This window comes from Desulfopila inferna (assembly GCF_016919005.1).
GTDB lineage: Bacteria > Desulfobacterota > Desulfobulbia > Desulfobulbales > Desulfocapsaceae > Desulfopila_A > Desulfopila_A inferna.
In genome coordinates, this window is record NZ_JAFFQE010000003.1 from 122,415 (window position 1) to 148,662 (window position 26,248).

20 protein-coding genes, 1 tRNA gene and 2 pseudogenes are annotated in these 26,248 nt (G+C 50.0%); 12 read left to right on the forward strand and 11 right to left on the reverse strand.

Annotated elements, in window-relative coordinates:
• Positions 1 to 189: 189 nt before the first annotated feature.
• The 5 genes from JWG88_RS08820 to JWG88_RS08840 form a co-directional block, all read right to left on the reverse strand.
• A complete protein-coding gene (locus JWG88_RS08820) occupies positions 190 to 1,443 on the reverse strand; it encodes a methyl-accepting chemotaxis protein (RefSeq protein ID WP_205233367.1) in 1,254 nt (417 codons plus the stop codon).
• Entirely contained in the window at positions 1,368 to 1,877 is a 510-nt protein-coding gene (locus tag JWG88_RS08825; RefSeq protein ID WP_205233773.1) for a cache domain-containing protein, read from the reverse strand. The genes JWG88_RS08820 and JWG88_RS08825 overlap by 76 nt, the downstream gene beginning before the upstream one ends.
• Before the next feature lie 242 nt (positions 1,878 to 2,119).
• Positions 2,120 to 2,764, reverse strand: coding sequence for a DUF4136 domain-containing protein (locus JWG88_RS08830; RefSeq protein WP_205233368.1), 645 nt, complete (start codon positions 2,762 to 2,764; stop codon positions 2,120 to 2,122).
• 809 nt (positions 2,765 to 3,573) lie between these two features.
• Entirely contained in the window at positions 3,574 to 4,299 is a 726-nt protein-coding gene (locus tag JWG88_RS08835; RefSeq protein ID WP_205233369.1) for a hypothetical protein, read from the reverse strand.
• A 157-nt stretch (positions 4,300 to 4,456) separates the two neighbouring features.
• Positions 4,457 to 4,675 (reverse strand): hypothetical protein, encoded by a 219-nt coding sequence (locus JWG88_RS08840; RefSeq protein ID WP_205233370.1) that lies wholly within the window; start codon positions 4,673 to 4,675, stop codon positions 4,457 to 4,459.
• A gap of 879 nt (positions 4,676 to 5,554) precedes the next feature.
• Here JWG88_RS08840 and JWG88_RS08845 point away from each other — a divergent pair.
• From JWG88_RS08845 to JWG88_RS08875, 7 genes are all read left to right on the forward strand, one after another.
• Positions 5,555 to 7,156 (forward strand): tetratricopeptide repeat protein, encoded by a 1,602-nt coding sequence (locus JWG88_RS08845; protein ID WP_205233371.1) that lies wholly within the window; start codon positions 5,555 to 5,557, stop codon positions 7,154 to 7,156.
• 73 nt (positions 7,157 to 7,229) lie between these two features.
• Positions 7,230 to 8,273, forward strand: a complete 1,044-nt coding sequence (locus tag JWG88_RS08850; protein ID WP_205233372.1) for a hypothetical protein — start codon at positions 7,230 to 7,232, stop codon at positions 8,271 to 8,273.
• On the forward strand, positions 8,264 to 9,073 hold the full coding sequence (locus JWG88_RS08855; protein ID WP_205233373.1) for a bestrophin-like domain: 810 nt from the start codon (positions 8,264 to 8,266) through the stop codon (positions 9,071 to 9,073). The genes JWG88_RS08850 and JWG88_RS08855 overlap by 10 nt, the downstream gene beginning before the upstream one ends.
• A gap of 36 nt (positions 9,074 to 9,109) precedes the next feature.
• On the forward strand, positions 9,110 to 11,440 hold the full coding sequence (locus JWG88_RS08860; RefSeq protein WP_205233374.1) for a mechanosensitive ion channel family protein: 2,331 nt from the start codon (positions 9,110 to 9,112) through the stop codon (positions 11,438 to 11,440).
• 11 nt (positions 11,441 to 11,451) lie between these two features.
• Positions 11,452 to 11,862 carry a DUF3604 domain-containing protein gene (locus tag JWG88_RS08865; protein WP_205233375.1) on the forward strand — a complete coding sequence of 137 codons (411 nt, stop codon included), beginning with the start codon at positions 11,452 to 11,454 and terminating at the stop codon, positions 11,860 to 11,862.
• A gap of 34 nt (positions 11,863 to 11,896) precedes the next feature.
• The gene (locus tag JWG88_RS08870) at positions 11,897 to 12,679 is read left to right on the forward strand and encodes a hypothetical protein (protein ID WP_205233376.1); all 783 of its coding nucleotides are present in this window, start codon (positions 11,897 to 11,899) and stop codon (positions 12,677 to 12,679) included.
• A 291-nt stretch (positions 12,680 to 12,970) separates the two neighbouring features.
• On the forward strand, positions 12,971 to 13,510 hold the full coding sequence (locus JWG88_RS08875; protein WP_205233377.1) for a lipid-binding SYLF domain-containing protein: 540 nt from the start codon (positions 12,971 to 12,973) through the stop codon (positions 13,508 to 13,510).
• Between the two features lie 36 nt (positions 13,511 to 13,546).
• Here the strand turns inward: JWG88_RS08875 and istA are convergent.
• Positions 13,547 to 14,275 (reverse strand): annotated as a pseudogene (gene istA / locus JWG88_RS08880) (IS21 family transposase); the annotation flags it as partial.
• Positions 14,276 to 14,561: 286 nt separating this feature from the next.
• Between istA and JWG88_RS08885 the strand changes: the two are divergent.
• A complete protein-coding gene (locus JWG88_RS08885) occupies positions 14,562 to 14,921 on the forward strand; it encodes a response regulator (protein WP_205233379.1) in 360 nt (119 codons plus the stop codon).
• A 173-nt stretch (positions 14,922 to 15,094) separates the two neighbouring features.
• On the opposite strand, the gene JWG88_RS08890 is transcribed toward JWG88_RS08885, so the two are convergent.
• From JWG88_RS08890 to dctP, 5 genes are all read right to left on the reverse strand, one after another.
• A tRNA-Arg gene (locus JWG88_RS08890) sits at positions 15,095 to 15,171 on the reverse strand.
• Between the two features lie 176 nt (positions 15,172 to 15,347).
• The gene (locus JWG88_RS08895; RefSeq protein ID WP_205233380.1) at positions 15,348 to 16,343 is read right to left on the reverse strand and encodes an ornithine cyclodeaminase family protein; all 996 of its coding nucleotides are present in this window, start codon (positions 16,341 to 16,343) and stop codon (positions 15,348 to 15,350) included.
• 273 nt (positions 16,344 to 16,616) lie between these two features.
• Positions 16,617 to 17,939: a TRAP transporter large permease gene (locus tag JWG88_RS08900; RefSeq protein WP_205233381.1), complete on the reverse strand. Its 1,323-nt coding sequence runs from the start codon at positions 17,937 to 17,939 to the stop codon at positions 16,617 to 16,619.
• Complete coding sequence (locus JWG88_RS08905; RefSeq protein ID WP_205233382.1) at positions 17,936 to 18,517, reverse strand: TRAP transporter small permease subunit; 582 nt, start codon at positions 18,515 to 18,517, stop codon at positions 17,936 to 17,938. The genes JWG88_RS08900 and JWG88_RS08905 overlap by 4 nt, the downstream gene beginning before the upstream one ends.
• 93 nt (positions 18,518 to 18,610) lie before the next feature.
• Complete coding sequence (dctP, locus tag JWG88_RS08910) at positions 18,611 to 19,618, reverse strand: TRAP transporter substrate-binding protein DctP (protein WP_205233383.1); 1,008 nt, start codon at positions 19,616 to 19,618, stop codon at positions 18,611 to 18,613.
• A 1,071-nt stretch (positions 19,619 to 20,689) separates the two neighbouring features.
• Between dctP and JWG88_RS08915 the strand changes: the two genes are divergently transcribed.
• From JWG88_RS08915 to sucC, 4 genes and pseudogenes are all read left to right on the forward strand, one after another.
• Entirely contained in the window at positions 20,690 to 21,772 is a 1,083-nt protein-coding gene (locus JWG88_RS08915; protein ID WP_205233384.1) for a uroporphyrinogen decarboxylase/cobalamine-independent methonine synthase family protein, read from the forward strand.
• A 462-nt stretch (positions 21,773 to 22,234) separates the two neighbouring features.
• Positions 22,235 to 22,867, forward strand: a complete 633-nt coding sequence (locus JWG88_RS08920) for a TetR/AcrR family transcriptional regulator (RefSeq protein WP_205233385.1) — start codon at positions 22,235 to 22,237, stop codon at positions 22,865 to 22,867.
• A 218-nt stretch (positions 22,868 to 23,085) separates the two neighbouring features.
• Positions 23,086 to 24,987, forward strand: a pseudogene (locus JWG88_RS08925) (propionyl-CoA synthetase); the annotation flags it as partial.
• Between the two features lie 99 nt (positions 24,988 to 25,086).
• A complete protein-coding gene (sucC, locus tag JWG88_RS08930; RefSeq protein WP_205233386.1) occupies positions 25,087 to 26,244 on the forward strand; it encodes an ADP-forming succinate--CoA ligase subunit beta in 1,158 nt (385 codons plus the stop codon).
• The last annotated feature ends 4 nt before the right edge of the window (positions 26,245 to 26,248 follow it).

The window sequence follows — 26,248 nt, forward strand, 5'->3', positions numbered from 1 at the left end:
AGTTTCAGAGATAAACTCTGCGATAAGCACACCTGCGGGCATAAACTCCGACTTTGAGAAAGCTCGATGTGCTGGAAGCGGTACCTTACGCGTTGAATTGCCCGTACATGCGGCACGCGGTTCGGTAAACCGCCACTTCAGACCTGCACAGCCCTACTACGACGCAGACCGATATTTTTTACAACTTCATCAAACTTTGAAACTGCCGACTATCTTGTTCAGCTCCACTGCCAGTTTCTGAAGGCCTTCCGAACTGCTTCGTACCAAACGGCTGCTCTCCGAGATAGCCTCGGCGGCAGTATTTACTTCGGCGATATCGCGGGCAATATCACCTGCCACCGATGAGCTCTGACTGACATTTTCGTTCACTTCTTCTATCCCCTGGCTTGCCTGCGAGATATTATTGGCTATCTCCTGAGTCGCCGCGGTTTGCTCCTCAACGGCAGTGGCTAATGTGGCCACAATATCATTGACCCCGCTGATTATCTTGGTAATCTGGTCTATTTCAAGACCCGCGGAACCGGTTGTTCTCTGCACCTCATCGATTTGACTCTTAATGTCAAGAGTTGCTTCCGCTGTCTGCTTTGCCAGTTCCTTTATTTCATTGGCAACTACCGCAAACCCCTTGCCTGCTTCACCGGCACGGGCTGCTTCGATAGTGGCATTCAGCGCAAGAAGGTTAGTCTGGTCTGAAATTTCTGTTATTGTTTCAGTGACCCTCCCAATCTTCTCGGCGGCAACATTTAACTCACCCATCTTCAGGGCTGCACTCTCGGACCGAGTAACTGCATCTGTAGAGATACTCCGTGCCCTTTCCGCATTTTCGGCGATCTCGCTGATAGTCGAACTCATTTCTTCTGCTGCGGCTGAAACCATATTGGTGTTTGTTGAAGACTGCTCCATGGCGGCAGCGACATTGGTGAGGTTTGCACTCATCTCTTCTGAAGCGGTTGCAACATTACCGGCTCGTCGCGAGGTGTCTTCAGCGCCGTCGGAGAGCTGACCTGAAATGCGCAGGAGTTCGGCTGAAGATGTATCAACCGAAGCTGAATTTTCGGCAATCTGCCTGATGATATTCTGAAGTTTGGCAATGAAAGTATTGAACCAGAGAGCCATTTCGCCAACCTCATCCTTTGATTTCACCACCAGACGCATGGTCAGGTCACCTTCACCTTCAGCTATATCCTTGAGCCCGGCAACCGCCTGATTAATAGGTTTGACGATGGACATAGAGGCGATAACCACCAAAAATGCGGCAGCCGCCAAGGCAATCAGCGTTACCAGAATAATGAGATTCCTGATGGTTTTAGTCGAAGTCAGGAATTCATCGGCGTCCTGAGTGGCGCCTGCATACCAGTCGACATTGGCTAAAGGCGCATATCCTGCAATCTTGTCTGCACCTTTATAGGTATATTCATCCGCACCGCTTTTACCAGAGAGCATTTTTCCGGCAAATTCCTCATCCCGGAAACTGTAGAAATATTTAGTTCAAGTATGAATTTTTCATTGGGATGTGCCAGCATTAGACCATCTTTAGCCGTCAAGAAACCATAGCCGGTCTCCCCCACTTTGCTCCCTGAAATGAGATCGACGAGAAAATCGACTTTCACAACTATCCCGACCGTTCCCAGGAATTCAGAAGAATCACTGACAATTGGTGCACAAATGACGGTGGTCAGCTGATCCGTCGCTTTTGAGCGGACCACGTTTCCAACAACCGTTTTTCCTGAAGACCTTGCCTTCTGAAAGTATTCCCGTTGATCGACCTGCAAACCCTGATATCCTAAATTCCGACCCAGTACACCGGTAAAGATAAATCCTTTGCTGTCCGTTAAGAATATGCCTTCATTGGCCTCTCCCCCACAGTGGGTTTTCAGTAAGCGATCTTCTCGGTCTACCGTCTAATTCACCGAACGAGGGCTTGACCGTCCACCTGATTATCTGCTCATTGATGGCGTCACGCCCTCGATATCCTGTGATTTATTTCTATCCAGTGGAGGCAGGCAGCGCAACGGCCGACCGCAGCCCTCAGGGCTGCGGCAAAGCTTCCTGTTTAGGGAACTGCCACGCAAATGATATATTACGCAATCGGGTAAGGTAAGCTCCCTATAGCCGAACCTCAGTCATCCTGTTTTTTTGCAGGCAAGGACTTAAAAATATGAGCAACAGAGGCATCTATGTATTCGGCCAGCTGTTTTTCACTCATCTTGCTCCTGAGTGTGTTGGTGGCATTTCCACGCCATAAAACCTTCTTGTCGGCCGAGTCCAGAACATCAATGACCAGGGTTCCTCGCGAGAATGTCTTCTGCACGATGCCGTCTTTCATTTCCTCCGGCATATTCCCGAGCAATCCGGTGTATCCGGATCGCGAATAGAACGATGCCAGAGAAATATCTTTTACCTCCTCCTCAATTGTGCCGAACCAGGCGAGAAGATAATCAGGTTTATCGGCTGCTCCGGCCTTTGCAAAGCCCATGGACTGCAATCTGTCTTCCACCGCCCGTTTGACCAGCGCATCAATTCTGGGATTATTTACTCGCAGGTCGCTGCTTGGCTCCGAGTCCTCCAGCCAACTGTATGTGGCCATCGCCGTCTGCGGCATCTGCCCCTGGCGATCTACCTGCTGAGATGAGCTGACTTCTCCCGGTCCAGCGCCTCTTGCTTCTCCGGTCGGTGCCTCAACGGTGCAGCCTGCCACCGTTAACAGGAGAAAAATTGCAATTACCGCAGTTGTTACGATCGGTGTTGTTATCAGTCTCATCATGTATACTCTCTCTTCTTGCTTCACGTTTATTTATCTTCTGTGCATGGCTTGACGATCAAAACAATTGTCAATGGCGTTCGCCAGCCGGGAGGCGGACGAGACGAATGTGTGCTCACATACGATTATAGAGCACATTCCGCTCGGCGGGCACATAATTTAGGATAAATTACCCCTGCCTGGACATGACTGCTCGGCCCAAGGCATGTTTGGAGGGGGATGTAGAACCGGGCGGTCTCCTGACTGACCACGAGTATTGAGATGGCATCTGAGAAATATTGAGGTTACGGCTCGTACAATCTCGATCCCCCCTTCTGCAAGGATCAACACCGAAATGGGGATTTCAACAGAAGAAGGAAACGGTCTCTGAGCCCGGTTACCGAGATAAGCGATTTTCGCGCTCAACTGACGGGTGACCTGGCAACCCAGACTAAGCATCCATGCCAGTTTTTCCCTGCGATCATCCTTTTCCTCTCCGTTAATGACGGATTCGCCACCATATCCATAGCCGACACCGCCGGATTCCCAGCCCTCCGGGAAAAAACGAATATACTAAATGCCCCTGGACGCGGCAGAAGGGCATACAGAGACTGACTTAAATATCGTTTGAACGCCCTTTCCAATCCAACCGGAATCATCTTGCTGGAAGCTATCTGCATTTCCATGGCGACGAAAGAGCCTTTCATCCCTTCAAGTGCCGACTTCCAGCTTCTTGCCTGTCTATCTTCCTCATGGCATCCATGACACCCAACTCCGCGATGCGCAGTAGCATCTGTCTCCGACGGCGCCGGTGCGGAAACGCGACAATCTGATCAAAATCTCCAAGAAAGTCCCAGCAAAGGTCCATCTTGAGAAACATCATAAATGAAACTACCTTCCTCGTAATCGACGTCGAGGTAACGGTAGCCGATAATCGTTGAAAATGTCGGTGTCCAACGATAGCCAAGATTGAAATTGGCATCCCACATGAAATCCGAGCCCGCGCCAAACCCGCCCAGAAATAATCCTCCGCTGAGGAAGAATTGAGACTGTCCCAGGAAGGTCAGACCCCTCATCCCCACAATCGGATCGATCCAGTCCTCGTCATTGGAAAAATCCTGCCGAGGCAACTCTCCCGGCCGGAAACGCAACGCGGCATCCACCGCCCAGTAGCGAATTCCCGCAAGAATATCAACTGAAGCAGACGCCTCATCGAATACCCGCACGATGCCCACAACTGATACTATCCATGATTCCGTCTCTGACTCCACCGCGGAAAACAGCGGGCCGGGAGTGGCTTCATCGTCTTCTATGTCGACATAGGCGATATCGGCAGACAGACCGAATCTGCCCTTGCGGGCTTCCCCAACCAGAAATAGCGCACCGTTGACATTGTCGACAACGTCCGAAAAATCTACATCGACATCGACCGGGGGAGCGGCAGGAAAGGTCGCTACCGTGCCATCGAGGCCTGCCAGCCACACATAGGGCACGAGATGAAATTGCCATTGGTCCCCATTGCCCTCACCAGCGGCCGCGTAGACGCAAGACCACGCCATGAGAGAAATCGAGAACAAGGTAAATCCGATACATGGAACACGGTATTTTTTCATGGTATGCTCTCCCTCTTCCTGAGTTGGCCAAGAGTAGAATCTTCTCAATTGTTTTGCAGATATCCGCTTGTCAAATTGTATATGAAACATGAGCTATTTGGAGCTACTTCACCGTATACCCCCTGCCCTCGAGACATGCACTCCGCGCTTTGCTGTAGCGATCGAGCATTGCCTGTCGTAATTCGAGAGAGTGTGGTTCCTTCGTTGTATTCGCCACCGCTTTCCGATGTTTGCCACCATCGAAGTCGGTGTTGGTAACGAATTTGATGACGATGATGTCCAGGGGAGATGCCTCAGCCCACACCCCAACCCACTTCAGCATATTTTCTATGCTATCTCGTCATTTAAAACATACTATTCGCAAAAAAAGTCACTCTTATGTATTTTATCGCCATTCAGCATGTTCAATGACCTAATTTAGGATAAATTGCCGGTAATATCCACTCCGTCGAGCGGGGTTCTCCTTCGACGAGCTTTACTCAAAGCTCAGGCATCCGCAATCGAACTTGATTGCCCCCAACGAAGCGATCGCCTATTACTGCGAAATTTTGCCTGGTCATATCCGTATGGTCGACTGATGCTGGGATAAGCAGTCTCCTTCTATCTATTTCCAACCAACATCGTTGAGGACCACTTTACATCGCTCACCTAATTTGTAGTCGCTGGGCAATCCATCAGTTCATTGTATCGTTGAAGCCGGCAGATCCGGAACTAACTCAAGATAAATTGTCTCTGGATCCGAGGAGTTCCAGGATGTTAACGCCTAGCGCAAACATGCCTCTTGAATAAAATACCGCTCACAGTGCCTGGCAGGGCGAGCCGCTGAAGAAAAGCGGAATATTCAATCCACGGGAGAGAAAACTTTGTTCGTTGACGCGCGGTCAGATTTAAACATAATAATCTCCGGCATCTCTTCTTTTTCCATCCGCATCTTGCCCATCCCTGGCAAAAATCGTCCAAATTTACCTTGCATTGCTTGGACAAAAACGAATACACTTTCTTAAGGGCAGTTAGAGCAGCCAACTGCCGTAATATCGCATCCATCACCGTTTATCATTGTGAATTTGATTGGTTCGACAGGCACCTAATTTAGGATAAATACCCGCTCAGCCAGCTCAACTCCGTCAGCTTCGCTGGAGCGGGGTTCTCTTTTCCATTAAACGCTTTACCGGGAGGGTCCTTCAGCCGGTCGAGGTTACAGATGGTGCAGAACAATAAATCTTCTCAACAGTTATGCCGTGAATCCAATAGCTCCTGCCCGCCGAAAGAGATCAGAAAGCACCTAAGTTGCATTCTCTCGAGTCCGGATTTTGACGCCAGCCAACAACAGCGCGATTTTCTAACCTTTGTAGTCGATCAGAAACTGGCGGGGAACAGTCAAGCCATTAAGGCATATACGGTGGCCACCGAAGTTTTCGGGCGTAATGACAACTTCAGCCAGGCCGACGATCCCATTGTCAGTATCCAGGCAAATAAACTGCGCCGTGCACTTGAGCGCTATTATCTTCTTTCCGGCAGGAACGACGAACTCCGCATCAGTATCCCCAAGGGAGCCTATGTTCCTATCTTCAGCCGTGCACAGGAGTATGTCTCCGAAGTGATGCACAAAGAGCGGATAATGCCTCAGGGGCCCACGGTGCTCATCAAACCTTTTATCAACCAAACCAACCATTCCCGCAACTACCACTTGGGTGAGAGTTTTACCACGGAACTTTCTACAGAGATCTGCCGTTACCAGTGGATCAAGGTGCTCAGGCCAAGACCGGCATTTCTTGGCATAAGCGGCATGAAAAGTTTTGTGCGATTCTTTGTAGAAGGGAGTATCCGGGAAGATGACAAGGGGATCAAGGTCAATGTCAGCTTATTTGACGCCAAGAGCGACAGGCTGATCTGGTGCGATTTTCTGCGAATGAGCGTCGAGGAGGCAGGAATTATAGAATTTCAAGAAAAGTTTGCTGCGAAGGTGGGCACAGTCATTGCCGGGGAAAACGGCATCATCGCCAGGACCCTGTATGCCGAATCGAAAAACACGCATTTTTCCCGACTTGGAACCTATGAAGCGATCCTGCAGTACCATGCCTACGAACAGACATTTTCTCCGGAAGATTTCACGAGAGCCTTGCAGGCCCTGAAAAGGGCATGCTGCATAGAACCCGGATGCGGTCAGGCCTGGTCTTTCCTCGCAAGGCTTTATGCAGCCGCTTTCAGCCTGGAATTACCGGGATTTGACATATACATGACGGAGAAAAAGGCACTTGAGTATGCATTGAGGGGGGCGCAACTCCAACCGCAAAGCCAGGCAAACAGAGTAACACTGGCCTACATCCGCATGCTTGCCGGTGATATTGATCTTGCCCGTAGGGACATAGAGCTGGCGTACGCAATGAATCCGGAATCTCCGTTTATGATGGATGTCATCGGCTATATAATGACCCTCCTCGGCCAGTGGGAAAAAGGCTCGGTGCTGATAAAAAACGTCATGCGACTGAATCCCTACTACAGACCGATGGTTCATTATGCCTTATGGGCGGTTTGTCTGCGCAGAGGAGATTGCGAAGGCGCCTATATCGAAACCACCGAAATACGTCGGAATGTCTGCTTCTGGCATCCACTTGCCAAAGCGGCCACGCTTGGCCTGTGCGGCAGGATCGAAGAAGGCAGAACGCATGCCGAAGAGCTCCTGCGCATCAAACCCGACTTTCCCGAGCGCTGCAATATTCTACTGCAGCGCTACATCAAATTCGACGAGATCACGGAGTGCCTGGTAACAGGTCTTGAGAGAGTGGGGATCAAAATACACTGAACATCATCCTGGAGAACAGAATCTGAACATCAGCCATATTCACAGCTGCTTTTCTTGCGTAGAGGAGGACGGCATGCAAAATATCAAAGAATACAGTCGGCTTCTGGAATCCAGACAGCAGGAATCTACCTGGAAAAAATGGGGCCCCTATCTCAGTGAGCGGCAATGGGGTACCGTCCGTGAGGACTACAGTGAAAACGGCGATGCCTGGGAGTATTTCAGCCACGACCAGGCGCGCTCCCGTGCGTATCGCTGGGGGGAGGACGTTTTCGATATTTTCGTCGAATACGCCAAGGCTGCCCCCGAGGATATCCTGGTCAGGATAACCATGCATAACCGCGGGCCAGCGGCGGCGCGTCTGCATCTGCTGCCGACGCTCTGGTTTCGCAACACCTGGTCTCATGCGCACCAGAATGCCAGGCCGTTGCTGCGCTCAGGTTTTCTGGGAAAGAGCAGAACGATTGTCGTCGAGCACGGCAACGGCTCGTCTCAGGAGAGGCTGCAGGTATATACCCTGAGCGGGGAAGTAGATCCGGCACTGCTCTTCTGCGATAATGAAACCAACAGGAAAAGGCTCTTTGGTATTGCCATAACCAGCGCCTATGTGAAGGGCAGCATCAATGATTTCATTGTTACTGGAGACCAGTCGGCAATCAATCCGGAGCAGACGAGCACCAAGGCCTCCTTTTATTATCCACTCGACATCGAGGCCGGCAGCAGCGCAGTCGTCCGGCTGCGCCTCTCCGCAGCCGAGCTGCAGTGGAAGGAAGCAATGACACTTTCTGCAGCAGATGACCTCTTTGACGATCGGCAGCGGGAGGCGGATGAATTCTACCGCCATGTGACCCCTTCCTCGGTCGGTGAGGACGACAGAGCTATCATGCGACAGGAACTGGCCGGTATGTTATGGACCAAGCAATATTATCACTTCGATGCCGACCTGTGGCTCGAGGAGCACCATGCCCATCCGCTGCACAGTCAGTCCCGTCCCATCAGGAACAAAAAGTACCTGGCCTCCGGTAAACGACTGGAAATCAGGTCGAAACTTTTTGCAGGCGAATACCGTAAGTGTAGAGGCGGCTTCTTTCAGCCTTCGAAGGAGCAAGTATGTCTCTGAATCCGTTGGCTATACTCTATGTGATGGTATTTTTCCTGCTGGCCTGTCTGATCGTGTCGGTTCCTCTCGAGGGAGGATACCATGTTGGTATGCGAAAGCGTCTCAGTGATAAAGGGGCAAAAGACGAATCCGTAGGCGTCATCGTCGGCTCAATCCTAGCCCTGCTGGCGTTTCTGCTTGCCTTTACCTTCAACCTCGCTGCTGCCCGCTATGAGGCACGGCGGCAGGTTGTCCTTGAGGAGGCGAACGACATCGGCACCACCTATCTGCGCACCTCTCTTCTGCCTGAGCCTCCCCGCTCCGAGGTGCAGGAACTGTTGCGCAAATATGTCAATATCCGGGTGGAAGCGTCGCAATCCGATGTCGGCGCTGATGAAATCATCGCCATTATCGATCAATCAGAACAAATACTTGAAGCAATATGGGACAAGACGATGAACGTTGCTTTGCAGAATCCCGATGTGATGACCAGCCTTTTTATCCAGTCGCTGAACAAGACCATTGATACGCAAGCCAAAAGGGTAATGGTCGGGGCACGTAGCCAGATCCCGTTGCCTATTTCCCTGGCCTTACTCGCTCTTGCTATAATAGCACATTTTTGCGCCGGGTATCAGTCCGGGATTTCAGGAAAGAAAAGATCGCCTGTCATTCTCGGCTTGATTTTATCGTTCGCCTTGGTGCTGACGATGATTGTCGACATGGACATTCCCAACAAGGGTTTGCTGCAAACCATGCAGACATCGATGGAGGATCTTCAGGAGACAGTGAACAGGCCTTCAGCATATATTAGCAACCCTTGACATCTTGAGGGTGTAATTGAAATCTAACCAATCGTTATGAAAAAACATGTTATCTCACATTTGTTGGTACCCGCCCTGCTGGCACTGGGGATGATTCTCGTCTCTCCCTCACTTTTATGGGCTTTGGAAAAGGCTGAGAACTTAGAGCAGCTGCAGGACATCCCTCCCGATCGGGTTGATAGTGTCCTGGCGGAACTCAGCGACGAGCAGATTCGATTTATCCTGAAAGCGAAGTTGTTGACCGAGGGTGTGGAAACCGGGGCGGTGGAGAAAGAAACGGGAATGGTACAGCTGATAAGACGCTGGATTCACTTGCTTGACAACGGCAACGGAGAGAACCTGGAGAACAGGGTGACAGGGATTTTTACACATGTTCCGGAAATACTGGAAAATTTGAAAGAGATCTTCTCCCGCCTGGGGAAAAATTCGGTTCCCTCGTCCGCCTGGGCGAATGTTGCCCTCGTCGCGCTTGTTCTGGGTGCAGCCCTGGGGCTGGAATTTGCGGGACGAATGCTGACTGCCTCCTTCCGTCAACGTTTTGCCGGCGCTGCAGTACCGCATATCAACGCCTACACGCGGTTCAGGGCGGGGATATTGCGTGCAGTGCCGGAAGTACTGCATCTTAGCCTTTTTCTCGGCTCGGCTTTTCTCCTTTTTCTCCTGACCGAAGGGAAACGCATCGCGGGAGTCCGCTTTCTCTTCCTGGCCGTGGTCTTCAGTATCATCTTCATCCGGCTCGCCACGCTGCTGTCCCGGCTGTTTTTCGCTCCCCGGGTCCCAGCCCTGAGAGTACTGCCGGTAAGCGATGCAGCGGCTCGGGCAATGCACGCGGGTGTACTCTTTTTCTCCTCCTATATCTCCATTGGCCTGAGCTTCATCGTTCTTCTGGCGGAGCTTGGCATGGAAAGGGATGGTGTGACTCTGGTGACCGTTATCCTGGGCTCTCTTCTCATTTTTTCCATTGCCATTTCCATCCTGTCATACAGGAAAAAGATCACTGCCCATTTGCTTTCCGCAGGTTCGGACGACGGTGGCAAAGACTGGTTCAAGACGCTGTTCGCTGCGCTCTGGCACGTTCCGGCATTGCTCTACCTGTTCATCATCTGGCTGATTTTTCTATTACAGCAGATCATGGGAATATCCCGGGACAATGGCGCCCTGCTCCTCAGCCTACTCATTGTCCCCATCTTCCTGCTGCTCGATAGGATCGGCCAATGGGTGGTAGGGATGACAGTGAGCACCCTGAAGCTGTATCCCAGCGACGGTGAAGAGCAAGACCAGGGAATAAAAACCGCGGCGGAACCGACGGCGGCGCAGAAGGAACGTCTGCTCACCAACAGGGTCGGACGCATCGTGCGGGGAGCCATCTTACTGGCCTTGGTCGGCTGGATCTTCAATCTCTGGGGATACAGCCTGCCCTACTCCGCGGACATATCGAGAATAGTGTTCAAGTCGCTTTTGACACTGGCGGTGGCGCTCTTTTTCTGGCGGCTGATTTCGGGGTATATCGAGACGAAGCTCCGGGAAGACGAGGCTGCACAGCCGGAGAGAAAAACGGAGGACGACGAGTGGGCCCCGGTGGCGCAAAGAGGGAGGGGATATACTCTTCTGCCCATGGTGCGCAAGTTCATCGGCTCCGTTCTCATGGTCATGGTGATCCTGATCATCCTATCGTCCATGGGCGTCGAGATAGGACCGCTGCTCGCCGGCGCCGGCGTCATCGGTCTGGCCATCGGTTTCGGGGCACAGAAACTGGTAAGCGATATCTTCTCCGGCTTTTTCTTTCTTCTCGACGACGCCTTCCGGGTAGGCGAATATCTCGAGGCAGGCGGTGTTTCCGGCATGGTGGAGGGCATCACCCTGCGCAACGTCATGCTCAGGCATCACCGGGGCATGCTGCAGATCGTCCCCTACAGCGAATTGGGCCCGATAACCAATTTCATGCGTGGCGGCGTCGTAGTGAAGTTCAACCTCGAGTTTGCCTACGACACCGACATAGACCTGGTCAGAAGGATAATCAAGAAAGTCGGCCAGGCCATGCTCGAGGACGAGGAGTTCGGTGCGGATTTCATTGCCCCCGTCAAGTCCCAGGGAGTCCGTGAGATCGCCAATTCGGTCATGGTGATTCGGGTGAAATTCACCGCCAAACCCGGCACCCATTTCGTCATCCGCCGCGAGGCCTACCGCCGCATTACCGAGGCCCTTGCAGCAAAGGGAATTCACTACGCTCATCGGAAGGTTATCGTCGAGGTAGCAGGGGAAGGTGAAAGCGGGGAGGATGAAAGGAAGCTGGCAGGTGAAACTGGAGGAGCAGCTCTTTCCGCCATCGCCGAGTCACAACAGAAGAGCGTTGGCAAACAGACGTAAGTCCGGCATTCATGGTCCGCGTGCTGCGCGATGTTGACGGCGCCAACCTGGACCGCGTCCAGATCGTCAAGGGCTGGCTGGACAGCAAGGGCGAACCTCAGGAGCAGATCTACGATATCGCCTGTTCGGATGACCGTACCATCAATGAGAAGAATCGCTGCGAAGGGCTCGTCGGCGATACGGTGAACATAGAAAACGCCACCTACACCAACAGTATCGGTGATGCCCTGATGATGACCTACTGGAAGGACCCGGACTTCGACCCGGAGCAGCGGGCCTTCTATTACATGCGTGTGCTGGAGATCCCTACGCCGCGCTGGACCACCTATGATGCCGCGTTCTATGGCGTCGATCTGCCCGAGGGCGTGCCGCCGACTCACCAGGAACGCGCCTACACCTCGCCGATCTGGTATACGCCGTAAACATACTCCGAACAGGGAAGGTATCGTTTAATCTATGAAAACACAGTTTATCAGCACCCTTGGCGGCCTCTTGCTCCTGTTTTTTCCAGGGACCGTCAGTACCTGGGCCTGCACGATCTGCTACCCGGTGCCGGAGACGACCCTGGCCGATCGCGTCATCAACAGCGAGGTTCTGGTTGCGGTGCGGGAAATATCTGGAAAGGCCTATACCTTCAAGGTGATCAAGTCACTCAAAGGTGGGAACGCCCCGGAGGAAATACATCTCTTTATCGATGCCGCATCACGCCGCCGGCTGGCAGCAGATGTAAAAGACGTCGTCATTCTCTCCCGCAGTGGGAATACGGACTATCGTTTTTTTGCCTATGGCACTCCAGAGGTGCAGCTGCTGATCGAAACCACCCTCGACAAATCGGCCCACTGGCAAAGCGCGGGCGGCAGTGAGGAGCGATATCGATTTTTCCTGCAGTTTCTTACTGACCCCGACTCTACGATCCGTGAACAAGCCTATCTGGAGGTGTCCAGGACCCCCTACCTTCTGCTCAAGAGCTTCGCGGCCGAAGTGGACCGGGACACCATCCATGCCCTTCTTGCCAACTGGCGGTATACGGAATGGCACCCGTTATATATCCTTCTGCTCGGCCACTCAGAGCACCCGGACGACCGGATCCATATCGCCAGGGAGTTCAACAGCTTGGCGGCACACGGCCTTACCATGAACCTGGCGCCATGGACCACCGCCTTTATCGAGTCGCAGGCCTCGGATGCTGACCCCATAACCCTAGCCAGCACCAGATGTGAACGGGGAGGGGTCAGCTGATCTTTAAGTTCTCATTTTTACCGAAACATTGAGTAAGCACAACCTGCGTTGTTATTAAAATGTGCTCCCTGACACAAAAATCAGCGGCCAAGATCCTCTAACTTTTTGACAGCGCTTTCCACCTGCCTTAATGTTTAGCGATCCTGTTACTGCATCAACACATATCGACCCTGACCAGATTTTCCCAAGTTTCCAAAATATCTAGAAAAGTTGGTGGTCATCCAAAAACCATCTACATAGAGGAGAAAAATAATGAGTCGAAAACTTTTTGTATTTATCGGATGCTTAATCATGTTAGGAACAACGAGCTCATTCGCTGCCGAAGAAGTGAAGGACTACTCAAAAACTATTGAAGTATTTAAAAGTTCGCCCGTGGTGCAGAGGTTTTTTGATTCATCCTATGGCTATGCTGTTTTTCCGACAATTGGTAAGGCCGGCTTTGTGATCGGAGGATCCTATGGCAAGGGACAGGTCTACAAAGGTGATGAGGTAACAGGAAAATCGACGGTAGTTGAAGGATCGATAGGGCTGCAAATGGGCGGCAAAGCGTTCAGTGAAATCATTTTCTTCGAGGACCAGCGTGCCTACGATGAGTTCACCGCCGGCAATTTCGAATTCGGTGCCACGGCGCAAGCCATCGTCATAACAGCAGGGGCTGAAGCGAAGGCAGGTACTGCGGGAGCCAGTGCAGGGGCAACCGCCGGCCCGAAGACAGGAGTCCAGGCAGATGTCGATTATCACAAGGGCATGGCCACCTTCGTTCATGGACTGGGTGGACTCATGTACGAGTTTTCCGTCAGCGGCCAAAAATTCACGTATACACCCTTATAGTAAAAACGTGCCATAAAATTTCCTGATTACAAGGAAAACTTGCCCTTTTTCCCACCCTGCGCCAGGTATGCAGGCTACTGGTTCAACAAGATAGTGGCTGCATAATTGCTCGAACTTGCAATTGAACTGCCGCTCTTTGCCACGCAGGATCTTGTTCACTGCCGTCTTCAGATTATCGTAGATACCCCGCCTGCATGTGCCCTGGAAAAAAACGAAGGCCTTATTGTGAACATCAAAAACCATCTCCTGGCTTTCGCGGGGATATGCTGCCACAAAGAGCATTCTGCTGTGGCAGAGACATAAATGAGCAACCTTTATCGATTGTGGTATGCCGCCGAGTATCGCTTTTTCATGGCTCCAGTCGAACTGATATGCATCACCGAGATCAAAACACAAGGGAATATAGCAATGCTCCGGTTCACGTCCTCTTTCTTCCCGCCATTTCTTCGCATAACTTTGAACGCTGTCGTAGGCTCCCTGGTAACCTCCACCATGAAGGATCTCGAACATGCGTTGGGCGGTCATCCTCCAACGTTTCGGTCGGTTGAAATTCTCCTCGAGAAGTTCGTCGAGCCGATTTGTATATGACCCGAGTTTAGGGAACTGCTGTTCCTCACGTTCGTAGCGGTGTTCAGTTACCGGACTGCGAATAACCTTGCGCACTGTATTTCGAGAGATATTCAAATCCCCTGATATCTGTTTTATAGATCGACCCTCTACAAAATGATATCTCCGTATTTTAGCTATCGTTTCCAAAATTAACATCCTCCCCTCCCTCCAAGATCTAATTTGATCATGATAGGGATACCATAGGGGATCAATTTTGGATGCTGAATGACACTACAAGATGTTCGCAGGATTTTCAGGCCTTTCGAAATCGAAGTAACACAACTCAAATATTCTTTGAGCACTGGTACCAAATCAAGAAGTAAGCTTAGAAAAGAGTTGCTGATCTTCAATTAACTTGCTTAAGAAAAGGATGGGGTTTCCGTATAAAAGCATTAGTTTTTAATAGAATCTACAACGGCCTTTTTTAGGTAGGAGAAACATAATGAGTATCTTGACAGCAGTAGTCGTCCAAGATGAATATCCCGTTGCTGAGCGTTTGATTGATATTTGTGAGGATTATGGAATAATTGTGCTCGGTAGCGCGTTAAGGGCAGAAAAGGGCCTGGATGTTATCAGGAGCACTCAACCTGATATGGTACTTATAGGTTATCAATTTCAAGGCATGATGGATGGGGTTGATGTAGCCAAGCTAATTCATGAAGAAGCACCCGATACTCGAGTAGTGTTTGTGACTAAATTCACTGATCCGGAAACGTTTGAACGAATTAGAAAAGAGGATCATCCTTATAGAATAGTGACAAGACCCTTCACCAAAAAGGATATTGAAGAGGCATTGAAGTAAGCCTCTCCTGAAAGCCTGATACAGCTGTCTGCAAAAATGGTTTCAAACCTTGTGAGAAATGGTTTCAAACCTGGCGGCGCGCTACACTACACTAGGGATTTTTCAAAGGGATTTCCTAATATCCAATAGAAAAAGAACTTACGGCATTATGCCGTAAGTTCTTTTTCTATTACTGGTGGGCGAGATGGGATTCGAACCCATGACCTTCGGCTTCGGAGGCCGACACTCTATCCAGCTGAGCTACCCGCCCAAAAAAAATATTGCTGTGAAAACAAACAATTGAGACTTAGCAAAGGGTAAAATAATACTCTACTCAATTGGCCCTGTCAATCTTCTAAAACTTTACTATACTTTTTCTATGAATAAAAAAAGGGATGTTTGGTGCTTAATGATATAGGCCGGATAATCCATTACTTATTTCGGCCGTTATGACAGGGATAATCGTGTCCCCGCCCCTTTCTCCTGAGCCGATCTGAGGATGAGATCGGCGGTAACCAGATCCTGGACGGCAACTCCAACCGATTTAAAAACCGTTATTTCATCATCGCTCTCTCGTGCCGGAATTTTTCCGGTGACGACATCGCCAAGATCACCATGAATCGACTCTTGGGTGATAATCCCCTGGGCAATGGGCTGTAGAAGATCTCCGGCTTCTGCCAGACACCCCTGCATCTGATCGACAACAACCTTGGCTCGGGCAATGGTTTCCGGTGGTATCTCTATCATATCAGGCTTATAAGAACCTACACCGTTGATATGAACACCGCTCTTGAGATGCCGATCTTCAAAGACAGGTTTTCGGGATGGAGTGGCGGTACAGATAACATCCGCCTCCTCAAGAACGGCAGCCGAATCAGCGGCAACCACTTCGATATTCAGCCGTTTGCTCATTTTGTCGGCAAAAGCCTCGGCTTTTTCAGGTTGTATATCGAAGACATAGGCCTTATGGATTTTCCTGACCGCACAAACTGCCTCGAGTTGCGTTTCTCCCTGTGTGCCTGTCCCGATTATCGCAGCGACACTCGCCTCTTTACCGGCAAGAAGAGAAGTCGCAAGTCCGGAGACAGCTCCTGTTCTCATGGCAGTGATGGCTTCCCCGTCCATTACTGCAAGCGGAACGCCGGTACTTGAGTCGAACAGCAGCATCATCGCATGCACCATGGGCAGCCCTTTTGCGGGATTGTTTCTGATGTTGGTAACCGTTTTTACGCCCACCTTTTGGATATGCGGTAAATAAACCGGCATAAACAAGGCGTTGGCGTTGTCCGCATCCATCTCCAGGCGAGTCCGGACCGGCATTACCGCTTCACCTTTGCTCAGAGCGCTAAAACCATCTTTCATCGCTTCTATGCAGCTCTCCATAGTCAAAAGAGAGTATATGTCGGTACCGGAGAAAAAAAGTATGCTGTTATTCTTCATCATTACCTCGCGGTAAATGTAAATCCATAGGTGTAAGGCAATCAGGGCGAATGGCTATATTGACGCAGCTCACCCTGCGGCCTGAAGTGTTCATCGAAACTGATCATGTTTCGGGCTGAAGGGATCGGGCCACCCTTTTTTTTCAGCCGTCCTTGACAATATCCCGCAAAACATGGCGACCAAGAAGGCAAAAGGCGAATTGGTCGTGATGCCGGTAAGAAAAAAGGCAAAGCACAGAACAGCGAAGATATTACGGTAAAATTTCATCTTTCTCCTTTACCAAGGTGTTCCCATTATATAATGGGGCAGGAACAGGGATAGCTTGGGGAAAAATACCGTCACGAAGAGTACCGGAATCCAGCATAACAGGATGAACCACAGACAGGGCTTCATCATCTCATCAATCGGTGCTCCTCCCAGCCGTCCGGAGAGATATAGTACAGGCGCCGCCGGTGGGGTGATGCAGCCAAGACCCGTGTTGACGCCGACAATTGCGGCATAGTGAATGGGATTGAAGCCCAAATCCAGTATGATAGGCATAAGGACCGGTGTCGACAGGACCACTACGCTGATATCATCCATGAGCATGCCCAGGATAACAAGAAAGATATTGATCATGAACATGACCATGAGCGGGTCAGTGGAAATGGCATAGAACACGCCAAGCAAGACGCCCGGGAGGTCTTCCAGAATATAGAGCCGGCTCAGCATTGCCACAGAATAGAGCATCACCATGATGACACCGGTGGTAACAGCAGTTTCGACCATTACCTCATAGGTGCTTTTCGGGTTGAGCCCTTTATAAACGAACAAGCCGACAGGGATCGCATAAAGTACGGCCATCGCCGATGCCTCTGTGGTGGTCATTATTCCGCCGTATATACCTCCGAGAACTATTACCGGCAGCATCATCGCCGGCAGAGCCATCCTTCCCCTTGATTTGAACAGTCGTATCCTGTCTTTATTGGTCCTGTTTTTCTTTTCGCCTATTTTTATGGTGGTGTTATGACGGAGAAGCCACCAGTTCACCGAGATGAGCAGTGCAATGGTAATGAAGCCGGGAACAACTGTGGCGAGGAAACATGCCAGCACCGATTGACCGCTTATCCAGGCGAAGATAATCAAGGTTGCATTGGGCGGAATAAGCAGTCCCAGAAGTGAAGCGTTTGCCAGAAGTGCAGCGGCAACCCCCCGTGGATATCCTTCAGCATGAAACCGTGGAAAAATGATGGATCCGACACAGGACAGTGTGGCACAGGCAGCTCCGGCGATAGATCCGACAATGGCACAGGATATGACGGTGACGATTCCCAGTCCCCCCTTGAAGTGCCCGACAAAAACATCGACGAAATCAATCAGTTTTTCGCCGATTTTTCCACGCTCCATGATGCCGCCGGCGGCGATGAACAGAGCAATGGCAATCAACGATGTGGAATTCATCTGGCCATATCCGTAGGGGAGCAGCTGCGTGGCCTGATAGCCATCCCCGGCGGGGCCACCGAAAAATATCAACCATGCCGCTGAAGCCATGAAGCTTACCGGGACCGGGACGCCGATTATCAAGCAGAGCACAAGAATTACGAGCGCAACAAAAATCATTTCTTTTTCCTCCTGAACAATTCACGCAGACTGAGAACCAGGTCCCTGGCGAAGTAGTAGACCATGAAAAGCAAGCCTAAGAAAACGGATAAATAGCCCAGCCACAGCGGAATTCTCCAAACGCTTGTCTTGGGAATAGCTATTCCGGTGCCTAAAGGACCCATAAACCCGAACATAAAGAATTCATAGCCGTACCACGCAAAAAGCCCACCTACACAGACGGTTATGAAATTTCTCAGAACGACTAAAAACTCCTTAAGTTTACCATCGGGCAAATAGGCGTTGACCAGATCTGCGGAAACGTGGGTGCGGCTATAGGCTCCGATTGCCGCTCCTATGAAATAGAGCCAGAAAGCAAGTATTTTGACCCATTCCTCATAGCCGTACAGATTCTTCTCGAGGACATAACGAAAAAAAGCGGCGAGACAGATGGTGAGAGTAAGGACAACAGCAGAAGAAAAGCAGATGATGGAAAAAGAATTGATGATTATGCGGTCGAAGATATTTTGAGGTGCGTCCACGGTAGTAACGCATTCAGCCGTTGTGGCACATACATCTTCATTCTTGATATCTGACACGGGACAACTCCATGGCGTAGTCTGAGGCCGGGGGAGCACATACCCCCCGGACCCAGCTTTTCGATTAAACTAACGCTGAAAAGTGAAAAAGGATCATTTTGGTGCAAGTTCTTCTCGGAATTCGTCCATGAGTTCCTTGGTCATGTTCCTTTCAAGTTTCGGCCAAGTAGAAGCAGAAGCCTTCATTATGGGCTGCAGTTCTTCCTTGGTGTAGGTGTGAACCTCTATGCCTTTCTCTCGCATGAGATCCATGTAGTGGTTATCAACATTCTTGGCGTTATCAATACTGCTGGTGGTGGCGTCGGCAAGAATTTCCTGGATAACGGCCTGATCTTCCGGCTTGATCTTGTTCCAGGTCTGGCCGCTGATCATGTAGTTGAGAACCTCGATAGAGTAGTTGGTCATATACCAGTGCTTGAGGACATCGCCGAGAGCGGTATAGGCAGCTGCTACAGGGTAACCATTGACGCCGTCTACAACACCGGTCTGAATCGCCTGATAAACGTCGGCATAAGGAACTGTCTGGGTATTGTAGCCCATGGCCTGCGCGGCAAGGTTATATACGTCCATATCCGGAACACGGACAAGGACACCCTTCTCTAGATCAGGATTGAGGGGCTCATTGGCCGCTTTGGTGGTACCGGTCCCGATCATACCCTCAACATAGAAACCCAGGAGCTTAACGCCGAGCCTTTCGTTGAACTCGTTCATCTTACCGAAAAGCCAGCCATCCTGTGCAAAAACTTTCTTTGCATCTTCATAGTCGCTGACATATCCGTTGATGTAGATAAGTTCCATCCGGGGATCAAACTGGCTGGGAACGGAGATACAGGACATGTCAATGGTTCCGCGAATCTGCTCTTCATAGACCAGACTGTAGTCGCCAAGCTGGTTGGCAGGAAAAACTCTAACTTCAATGCGGCCATCTGTTCTATCCTTAATCTGCTCGGCAATCTTGTTCATCATTTCGGTAGCCGGATGATCGGTTGCGTTCTGTCCCGCAAACTTAAGAGTCAGTTCCGGCTCAGCTAGAACAGTGTTTGCACCGAAAAAAAGCATGCTTATCAAGGTGACACAAACAATTCGTTTTTTTAAGAACATTCTACATTCTCCCTTTGGTTAAAATTAAGCGAATTAATTAATACCTGGAAACAACGTACGATTTGCCTTTTTATCCTCCTTTTTCTGTGGTTGACTATCAATGGGCAACAATGCAGATGATCCCATTATCCCCCTTTTAAAGATATACAAACTTCAGATTGTACACAATAAATACATACATTCTCTTTGTGCTGTTGCTGTATACACTATTTTGCTACCAGCGGCAACCATCGATTTCTTCGTACCTGCATTGGCTTAGCCTCATTAAAAAAATGTACAATAGAAAAAGTTAGGTTTTATTAGTTATTTTCTCAAACCCTGAGATCTGTTTAAAACAACCTTTTTCAGAATCGGTCCAATAAAGATCGCATTAATCATTCTCGATAATCTCGTAAAAAAGTTACCACAAAGCGCTCAGATAACCAGATAAAAAAATATTTCAATAAGGATTGGGATTTTTACGACGTCATCAATTCTTCAGCATTCGCACGCCCACGTCTTCCAGTTGACAGTCCATCCATCTTACCTCATTAACGTATCTTCCCGGAGAACTACTTAATAACCACAAATCAATCAAATATCAGCATCATTTTTTTTGAGCCTGCAACTATTTTATCGAAGGTTTTTACCTGCGGCAGCAGGTGCCTCAGAACCAGGAAGATACCCTGTATATGCAAAAGAAAAAACTCTTTATCTTATAGTAAACCAGCAGTTGAACAGATAAGCAACTTTCACTCGCATCCCGCTTCAACTATTGCCAATTGCGCACCCGTATTTGCCTTGGCTTCAGAAGATTATAATCCTCTCGTTGGTCAGAATCAAAATATCTTCAAACTACCTTGAAAATAACTCTTTTATTAATCTCGTGGTTATTGAGAAAGTTGGTGAATATTATCCAATCTGGAAATAATTCACCTCCCATGCTTTCTTTTTTATTAAGATAGTAGTAGCTATTTAATTTTGATGGCGCCTAAGAAGGCTGACCTCTTTTAAACCGACAGCTCAAGATATAATATCAGAAAGACAAAAAACCTTACATCCTGAACTTTTGCATGTTAACCGGTAACGATTATGTTCAAACCGAAATGCTTACCCATCCTGATCGGCAGTCTTCCGCTGACTGACCATCAGAAAGCCACGGAAGTCATTCTCTCATATACTCCGGAAATTCCGCTGTGGCCTCAATTACCCAAACTTCCCCGGGAAGGGATGGTTCGTCAGTTTATCTCGGGGTTCCCGGGACTGCAGGAAGATGGAGGACGGTTTTGGATCGACACCGGTGTATCCGATTTTGAAGAGCAGATGACTGCCTTTTATCAGGAATATATGGAAATTGAAGAAAAGTCCGGTTCCGTTTTTTCCACAGGTTCCAGGTTTGCTCTGAATGCCGAAACCGCCACGGGGTTCGAGGTATTTATCAATACCATGAAAGCCCGGCGGCAATCCTTTATTACACTCAAAGGACAAATCACCGGCCCGGTAACCACAGGTATCGGAGTAAAGGACCAGGAGAACAGATCCATTTTCTACGATGACGGACTGCGGGATATGCTGATCAAACTCCTCACCCTCAAAGCCTGCTGGCAAATCGTAAAGCTCAAAGAACTAACCGGAACGGCCTCTCCGATTATATTTATCGACGAACCCGGTATTGTCAGCTTCGGCTCAAGCGCCTTCGTCGGTATTTCCAAAGAGATGGTCTCCGAGGCAGTGGCCGAGGTGGTTGCCGGCATTCAGGGAGCAGGAGGCCTCGCCGGAATTCATATCTGCGCCAACGGCGACTGGAGTCCTGCCCTTTCTTCGGCCGCCGACATCATCAGCTTCGACGCTTATTTTTATTTTGACAACTTCACCCTCTATAGGGAACAGCTCACCCGCTACATTAAGCGAGGCGGCATCCTGGCCTGGGGCATCGTACCCACCGGAGACCCCGGGGTTCTCCAGGTGGTTGACGCTGAAAGCCTGTTTAAAAAATGGCAGGTGCAACTCGAGTTTCTATCCTCTTTCGGTTTTTCCCAAAAGGAGCTTATGGAACAGACCTTCATCGCTCCATCCTGCGGAACCGGTTCACTGCCGATAGAGTTGGCCGTAAAGGTCCTGCAGCTTACCGCCGAGGTTTCCGAAAGAGCACGAGTATTTCTGGACAGCGCTTGATCCTCGGTGCATACTCTGGGCACCAAACGATTCGATTTCGCAAATCTCTATTCTTTTTCACCTCTTTAATGATACTCTCGATTATTTCCCTGTCCCCGCCACTATTTTCATAAATCGTCTGAAGTTGATATCACCCTGATTTTGATTAACTTCCTCGCACAACGGGTATTTTCGAATGATAATAATGTATTTTTCTCTTGAAAATTACACATAGTTGGATTAAGACAATACCAATGACAGTAACAATGTTCTTTTGATTCGAACGATTTAAACGTTTATATAAAGATTTATCTAAACATAACAGACTGATAACAAAAATAACATCACCGAATATCATAACAACAAAAAGAAAATTACTGTCGCTTTCACAACTTAGTCCATCTTCGAATTTGAATGCTATTATAGATATATAAATGCATACCGCAACTTTCACCTTAACCCTTATTTCGGATGTCAGTAACGATGTTAAACACCCTTAAACCTGATATCCACAAGCGACTCGAGGCTGCCGTACTGGAGGTTTTCTCCCGGTCCGACTTCCATAAGGCCAGCATCAGAGATGTCGCCGAAAGGGCGGGAGTCAGCTTCACCACCATCTACAAACATTACGGCAGCAAGGAGAGGCTGGTCTTCGCCTTCGTCGATGTATGGATGGGCAAGCTTACCGACCGCATCGTCGATCACGTACAAGGAGTTGAGAATCTTCAGGAAAAGCTGCGCAAAGTTTTCTGGCTCCAGATTGAGTATTACGAAAAACATGAAGGATTGGGCCGCATTGTCTTCATGACGCTTCCCATGAAGACCTGGATGGCCGACGAAACTTTCGAACAGCGAAGGATGATGAACCTGGTCGTCAAGGTACTGAGCCAGGGACAGCAAGAGGGAATTCTCAACGACCGGGTGGATGCCTCTGTGCTCCTCGACTTCCTGATGGGATTCGTGCAGCGCAGTTTCTTTATGTGGATACAGAGAGGCAAGCAGGACAGCCTGGTTGAACACGCCAATATCATGTTCGGTATGGTTTGGCGGGGGATATTGCACCCCCGTCTGCTTGATCGGGAAGAACATTCTCAGCTTTTGTTCAAACAATTTTGATGGCCTCGAAAACTGCCCGGTCTTTCCGCGTTGCGGACTTTTTATCTGCCAACCTGGAGTTTTGTGGCACATTTTTATAAGATTATCATTGCAAATATACATGGCACTTTCAGATAGAGTCGTACCCTGAAGGAGGAGATTAGACGAAAAACAAAGAGTAGTTCCGTAAACCATTTGAGCACAAGGAACTCAGGGGACCCAACAAAAACAAAACGAGGGCTATTATGTCGAATTACGATGCTGTATTTTCTCAAAGTATCAACGAACCTGAGAAGTTTTGGGGCGAGGCCGCCAGAGGAATAGACTGGTATAAGGAATGCGAAAAAGTCCTTGATTCCTCCAACCCCCCATTTTACCGCTGGTTCAAAGGCGGCAAGATGAATACATGCTATAACGCGGTCGATCGACATGTGGAAAGAGGTCGTGCCGATCAGACAGCAATCATATACGACAGTCCCGTAACCAACACAATCACCAAAATAACCTACCGGGAACTGCAGGAAAAAATCTCCCATTTTGCCGGAGGCCTGCTAAGCCTTGGAGTCACAAAAGGCGATACCGTGGTCATATATATGCCCATGATCCCGGAGGCAGCGATTGCCATGCTGGCGTGTGCCCGGATCGGCGCCATCCATTCCGTAGTTTTCGGCGGCTTTGCCCCGCATGAGCTTGCCATCCGTATAGATCACGCCCAACCCAAAGTATTGATTACCGCCTCCGGTGCCGTCGAAGGCGTCAAAAAACTCGCCTACAAACCCATGGTCGACAGCGCTCTGAAACAATCTGTCCACGAGGTGGAAAAGGTTATTCTTTTCCAGCGCGATTTCCTCAAGGCGGATATGACCGCAGACAGGGATATCGACTGGAACGAGTTGGCGCAGAAGAGCCGGCCCGCAGAGTGCGTTGAACTCGATGCAACCGATCCACTTTATATCCTCTACACCTCAGGCACAACGGGAATGCCCAAGGGAGTTCTCAGAGACAACGGCGGTCATGCCGTGGCCCTGGCCTGGAGCATGAAGGCTATCTATGACATCGATCCGGGCGACGTCTGGTGGTCGGCCTCCGACGTCGGCTGGGTGGTGGGACATTCTTATATCGTCTACGCGCCCTTGCTGATCGGCGCTACATCGGTCTTTTATGAAGGCAAACCCATCGGCACCCCCGATGCAGGTGCTTTCTGGCGGGTCATCGCCGAGCATAAAGTTAAAACGCTCTTTACCGCCCCCACGGCCTTTCGCGCCATTAAAAAGGAAGATCCTAACGGGACTTTCCTGAAAAAATATGATATCTCTCATTTCGAATGCCTCTATCTCGCCGGTGAACGGCTCGATCCCGACACCTATCACTGGGCGGCGAATATGCTTGGCGTCCCCGTAATCGATCACTGGTGGCAGACCGAAACCGCCTGGGCTATTGCCGCCAATTGCCGTGGCATTGAAGAGTTCCCGGTCAAACCAGGCTCACCGACCAAACCCGTCCCGGGATATGACATTCGCATCCTCGACAGTGAATGTCATGAAGTTGAAAGGGGCAAGGAAGGCAACATTGTGGTCAAACTTCCGCTGCCTCCGGGAACATTGGTCAATTTGTGGCGCAACGATGATCGATTCATTAAATCCTATATGACTTCCTTCCCCGGCTATTACGAGACCAGCGACGGCGGTTATATAGATGAAGACGGTTATGTGTATGTTATGGGACGAATGGACGATGTCATTAACATTGCCGGTCATCGTCTCTCCACCGGTGCCATGGAAGAGGTTATCGCCAATCATCCCGACATTGCCGAATGCGCTGTTATCGGCACCGAGGACAAACTCAAGGGGCAGCTGCCCGTAGGCTTCTTTGTCCTCAAGGCGGGCGTCACCCGGGATGTCAGGGAGATCCAGGACGAACTTGTCAAAATGGTAAGGGAAGCCATCGGCCCGATTGCCTGTTTCCGGGAGTCGACAGTAGTAGCCAGACTGCCCAAGACCCGTTCCGGAAAAATCCTGCGGGGTACCATGCGCTCCATCGCTTCCGGCAAGGCCTATAACATGCCGTCGACCATCGATGATCCATCCATACTCGAGGAGATAACCGAAACTTTGACGGATATGGGATATCCGAAAAAATAAGACAGTACAGGCGGCAGGGCTTAACATCCCCTGCCTTTTTATGAAGCCTATGAAAAAACCGGCACCACCCGGCCGGTTGTAGAAAAACAGGAAAAATTTATGAAAATCCATGAATATCAGGCCAAACAACTTTTTCGCAAATACGATGTCCCGGTACCTCAGGGCGACACCAGCACAGACCGGCAGGGGGTCGTTGATATTGCCGACAAACTCGGTCTGCCGGTGGCGGTAAAGGCCCAGATCCATGCGGGCGGCAGAGGCAAGGGCGGCGGCGTCAAGCTGGCCCGCGATCGAGCAGAAGTCGAGGCAGCGGCCGATGCAATCCTCGGCATGACCCTGGTAACCAAGCAGACGGGCCCCCAGGGCCGACTGGTAAAAACAGTGCTGATCGAGAAAGGCGTCAATATCAAAAAAGAATTATATCTCTCCATCATTCCGGATCGTGAAACGGCAAGCATTACCATAGTCGCCAGCCAGGACGGCGGTATGGATATCGAAGAAGTTGCTGAAAAAAGTCCCGAGAGAATCATCAAGGTTCCCATCAACCCGCTCATTGGCATACAAGGCTATCATTTGCGGCAGGTAATGTTCGGCCTGGAACTTGATTCCGTGCTGATGAAATCCTTTGGCAAGATCTTGCGCAGCCTCTACACCCTCTTTGTCGATTATGACTGCTCCATGGTAGAGATAAATCCCCTTATCGTCACCGAAGAAAATGAGGTCATAGCCCTTGACGCCAAAGTGGACATTGATTCCAACGCCCTGTACAGACATCCGGATATCGTCGAGATGCACGATCCCAATGAAGATGACGAGGCGGAGGCGGAGGCGGCCAAATACAATCTCAACTATATCAACCTCGACGGCAATGTCGGCAATATGGTCAACGGTGCAGGTCTGGCCATGGCCACCATGGACATTATCAAGCAGGCGGGAGCGGAACCGGCTAATTTCCTTGATGTCGGAGGCGGCGCCGATGCCGAAATGGTTGAAAACGGTTTCAGAATTATTCTCAGTGATCCCAAGGTAAAGGCTATTCTCGTTAATATCTTCGGCGGCATCCTGCGCTGTGATGTCCTGGCCCAGGGAGTTGTCCAGGCGGCCGGCAAGGTTCAGCTCAACGTCCCTGTGGTTGTGCGTATGGAAGGCACCAATGTCGAGGAGGGGCGCCGGATTCTCGCCGAGTCGGGCATGTCTCTGATTAATGCCACCGATCTTGCCGATGCAGCCCGCAAAATTGCGGATATCGTATCCTGATCCG

Excerpts from the sequence above, each read along its gene's own strand:
- sucC (WP_205233386.1), top strand. The coding sequence starts at position 25,087 with ATGAAAATCCATGAATATCAGGCCAAACAACTTTTTCGCAAATACGAT.
- JWG88_RS08860 (WP_205233374.1), top strand. The coding sequence starts at position 9,110 with ATGAAAAAACATGTTATCTCACATTTGTTGGTACCCGCCCTGCTGGCA.
- JWG88_RS08820 (WP_205233367.1), bottom strand. The coding sequence starts at position 1,443 with ATGCTCTCTGGTAAAAGCGGTGCGGATGAATATACCTATAAAGGTGCA.
- JWG88_RS08835 (WP_205233369.1), bottom strand. The coding sequence starts at position 4,299 with ATGGCGTGGTCTTGCGTCTACGCGGCCGCTGGTGAGGGCAATGGGGAC.
- JWG88_RS08850 (WP_205233372.1), top strand. The coding sequence starts at position 7,230 with ATGCAAAATATCAAAGAATACAGTCGGCTTCTGGAATCCAGACAGCAG.
- JWG88_RS08895 (WP_205233380.1), bottom strand. The coding sequence starts at position 16,343 with ATGATGAAGAATAACAGCATACTTTTTTTCTCCGGTACCGACATATAC.
- JWG88_RS08920 (WP_205233385.1), top strand. The coding sequence starts at position 22,235 with ATGTTAAACACCCTTAAACCTGATATCCACAAGCGACTCGAGGCTGCC.
- JWG88_RS08875 (WP_205233377.1), top strand. The coding sequence starts at position 12,971 with ATGTTAGGAACAACGAGCTCATTCGCTGCCGAAGAAGTGAAGGACTAC.
- JWG88_RS08885 (WP_205233379.1), top strand. The coding sequence starts at position 14,562 with ATGAGTATCTTGACAGCAGTAGTCGTCCAAGATGAATATCCCGTTGCT.
- JWG88_RS08845 (WP_205233371.1), top strand. The coding sequence starts at position 5,555 with ATGGTGCAGAACAATAAATCTTCTCAACAGTTATGCCGTGAATCCAAT.
- JWG88_RS08900 (WP_205233381.1), bottom strand. The coding sequence starts at position 17,939 with ATGATTTTTGTTGCGCTCGTAATTCTTGTGCTCTGCTTGATAATCGGC.
- JWG88_RS08870 (WP_205233376.1), top strand. The coding sequence starts at position 11,897 with ATGAAAACACAGTTTATCAGCACCCTTGGCGGCCTCTTGCTCCTGTTT.
- dctP (WP_205233383.1), bottom strand. The coding sequence starts at position 19,618 with ATGTTCTTAAAAAAACGAATTGTTTGTGTCACCTTGATAAGCATGCTT.
- JWG88_RS08855 (WP_205233373.1), top strand. The coding sequence starts at position 8,264 with ATGTCTCTGAATCCGTTGGCTATACTCTATGTGATGGTATTTTTCCTG.
- JWG88_RS08830 (WP_205233368.1), bottom strand. The coding sequence starts at position 2,764 with ATGATGAGACTGATAACAACACCGATCGTAACAACTGCGGTAATTGCA.
- JWG88_RS08915 (WP_205233384.1), top strand. The coding sequence starts at position 20,690 with ATGTTCAAACCGAAATGCTTACCCATCCTGATCGGCAGTCTTCCGCTG.
- JWG88_RS08840 (WP_205233370.1), bottom strand. The coding sequence starts at position 4,675 with ATGCTGAAGTGGGTTGGGGTGTGGGCTGAGGCATCTCCCCTGGACATC.
- JWG88_RS08865 (WP_205233375.1), top strand. The coding sequence starts at position 11,452 with ATGGTCCGCGTGCTGCGCGATGTTGACGGCGCCAACCTGGACCGCGTC.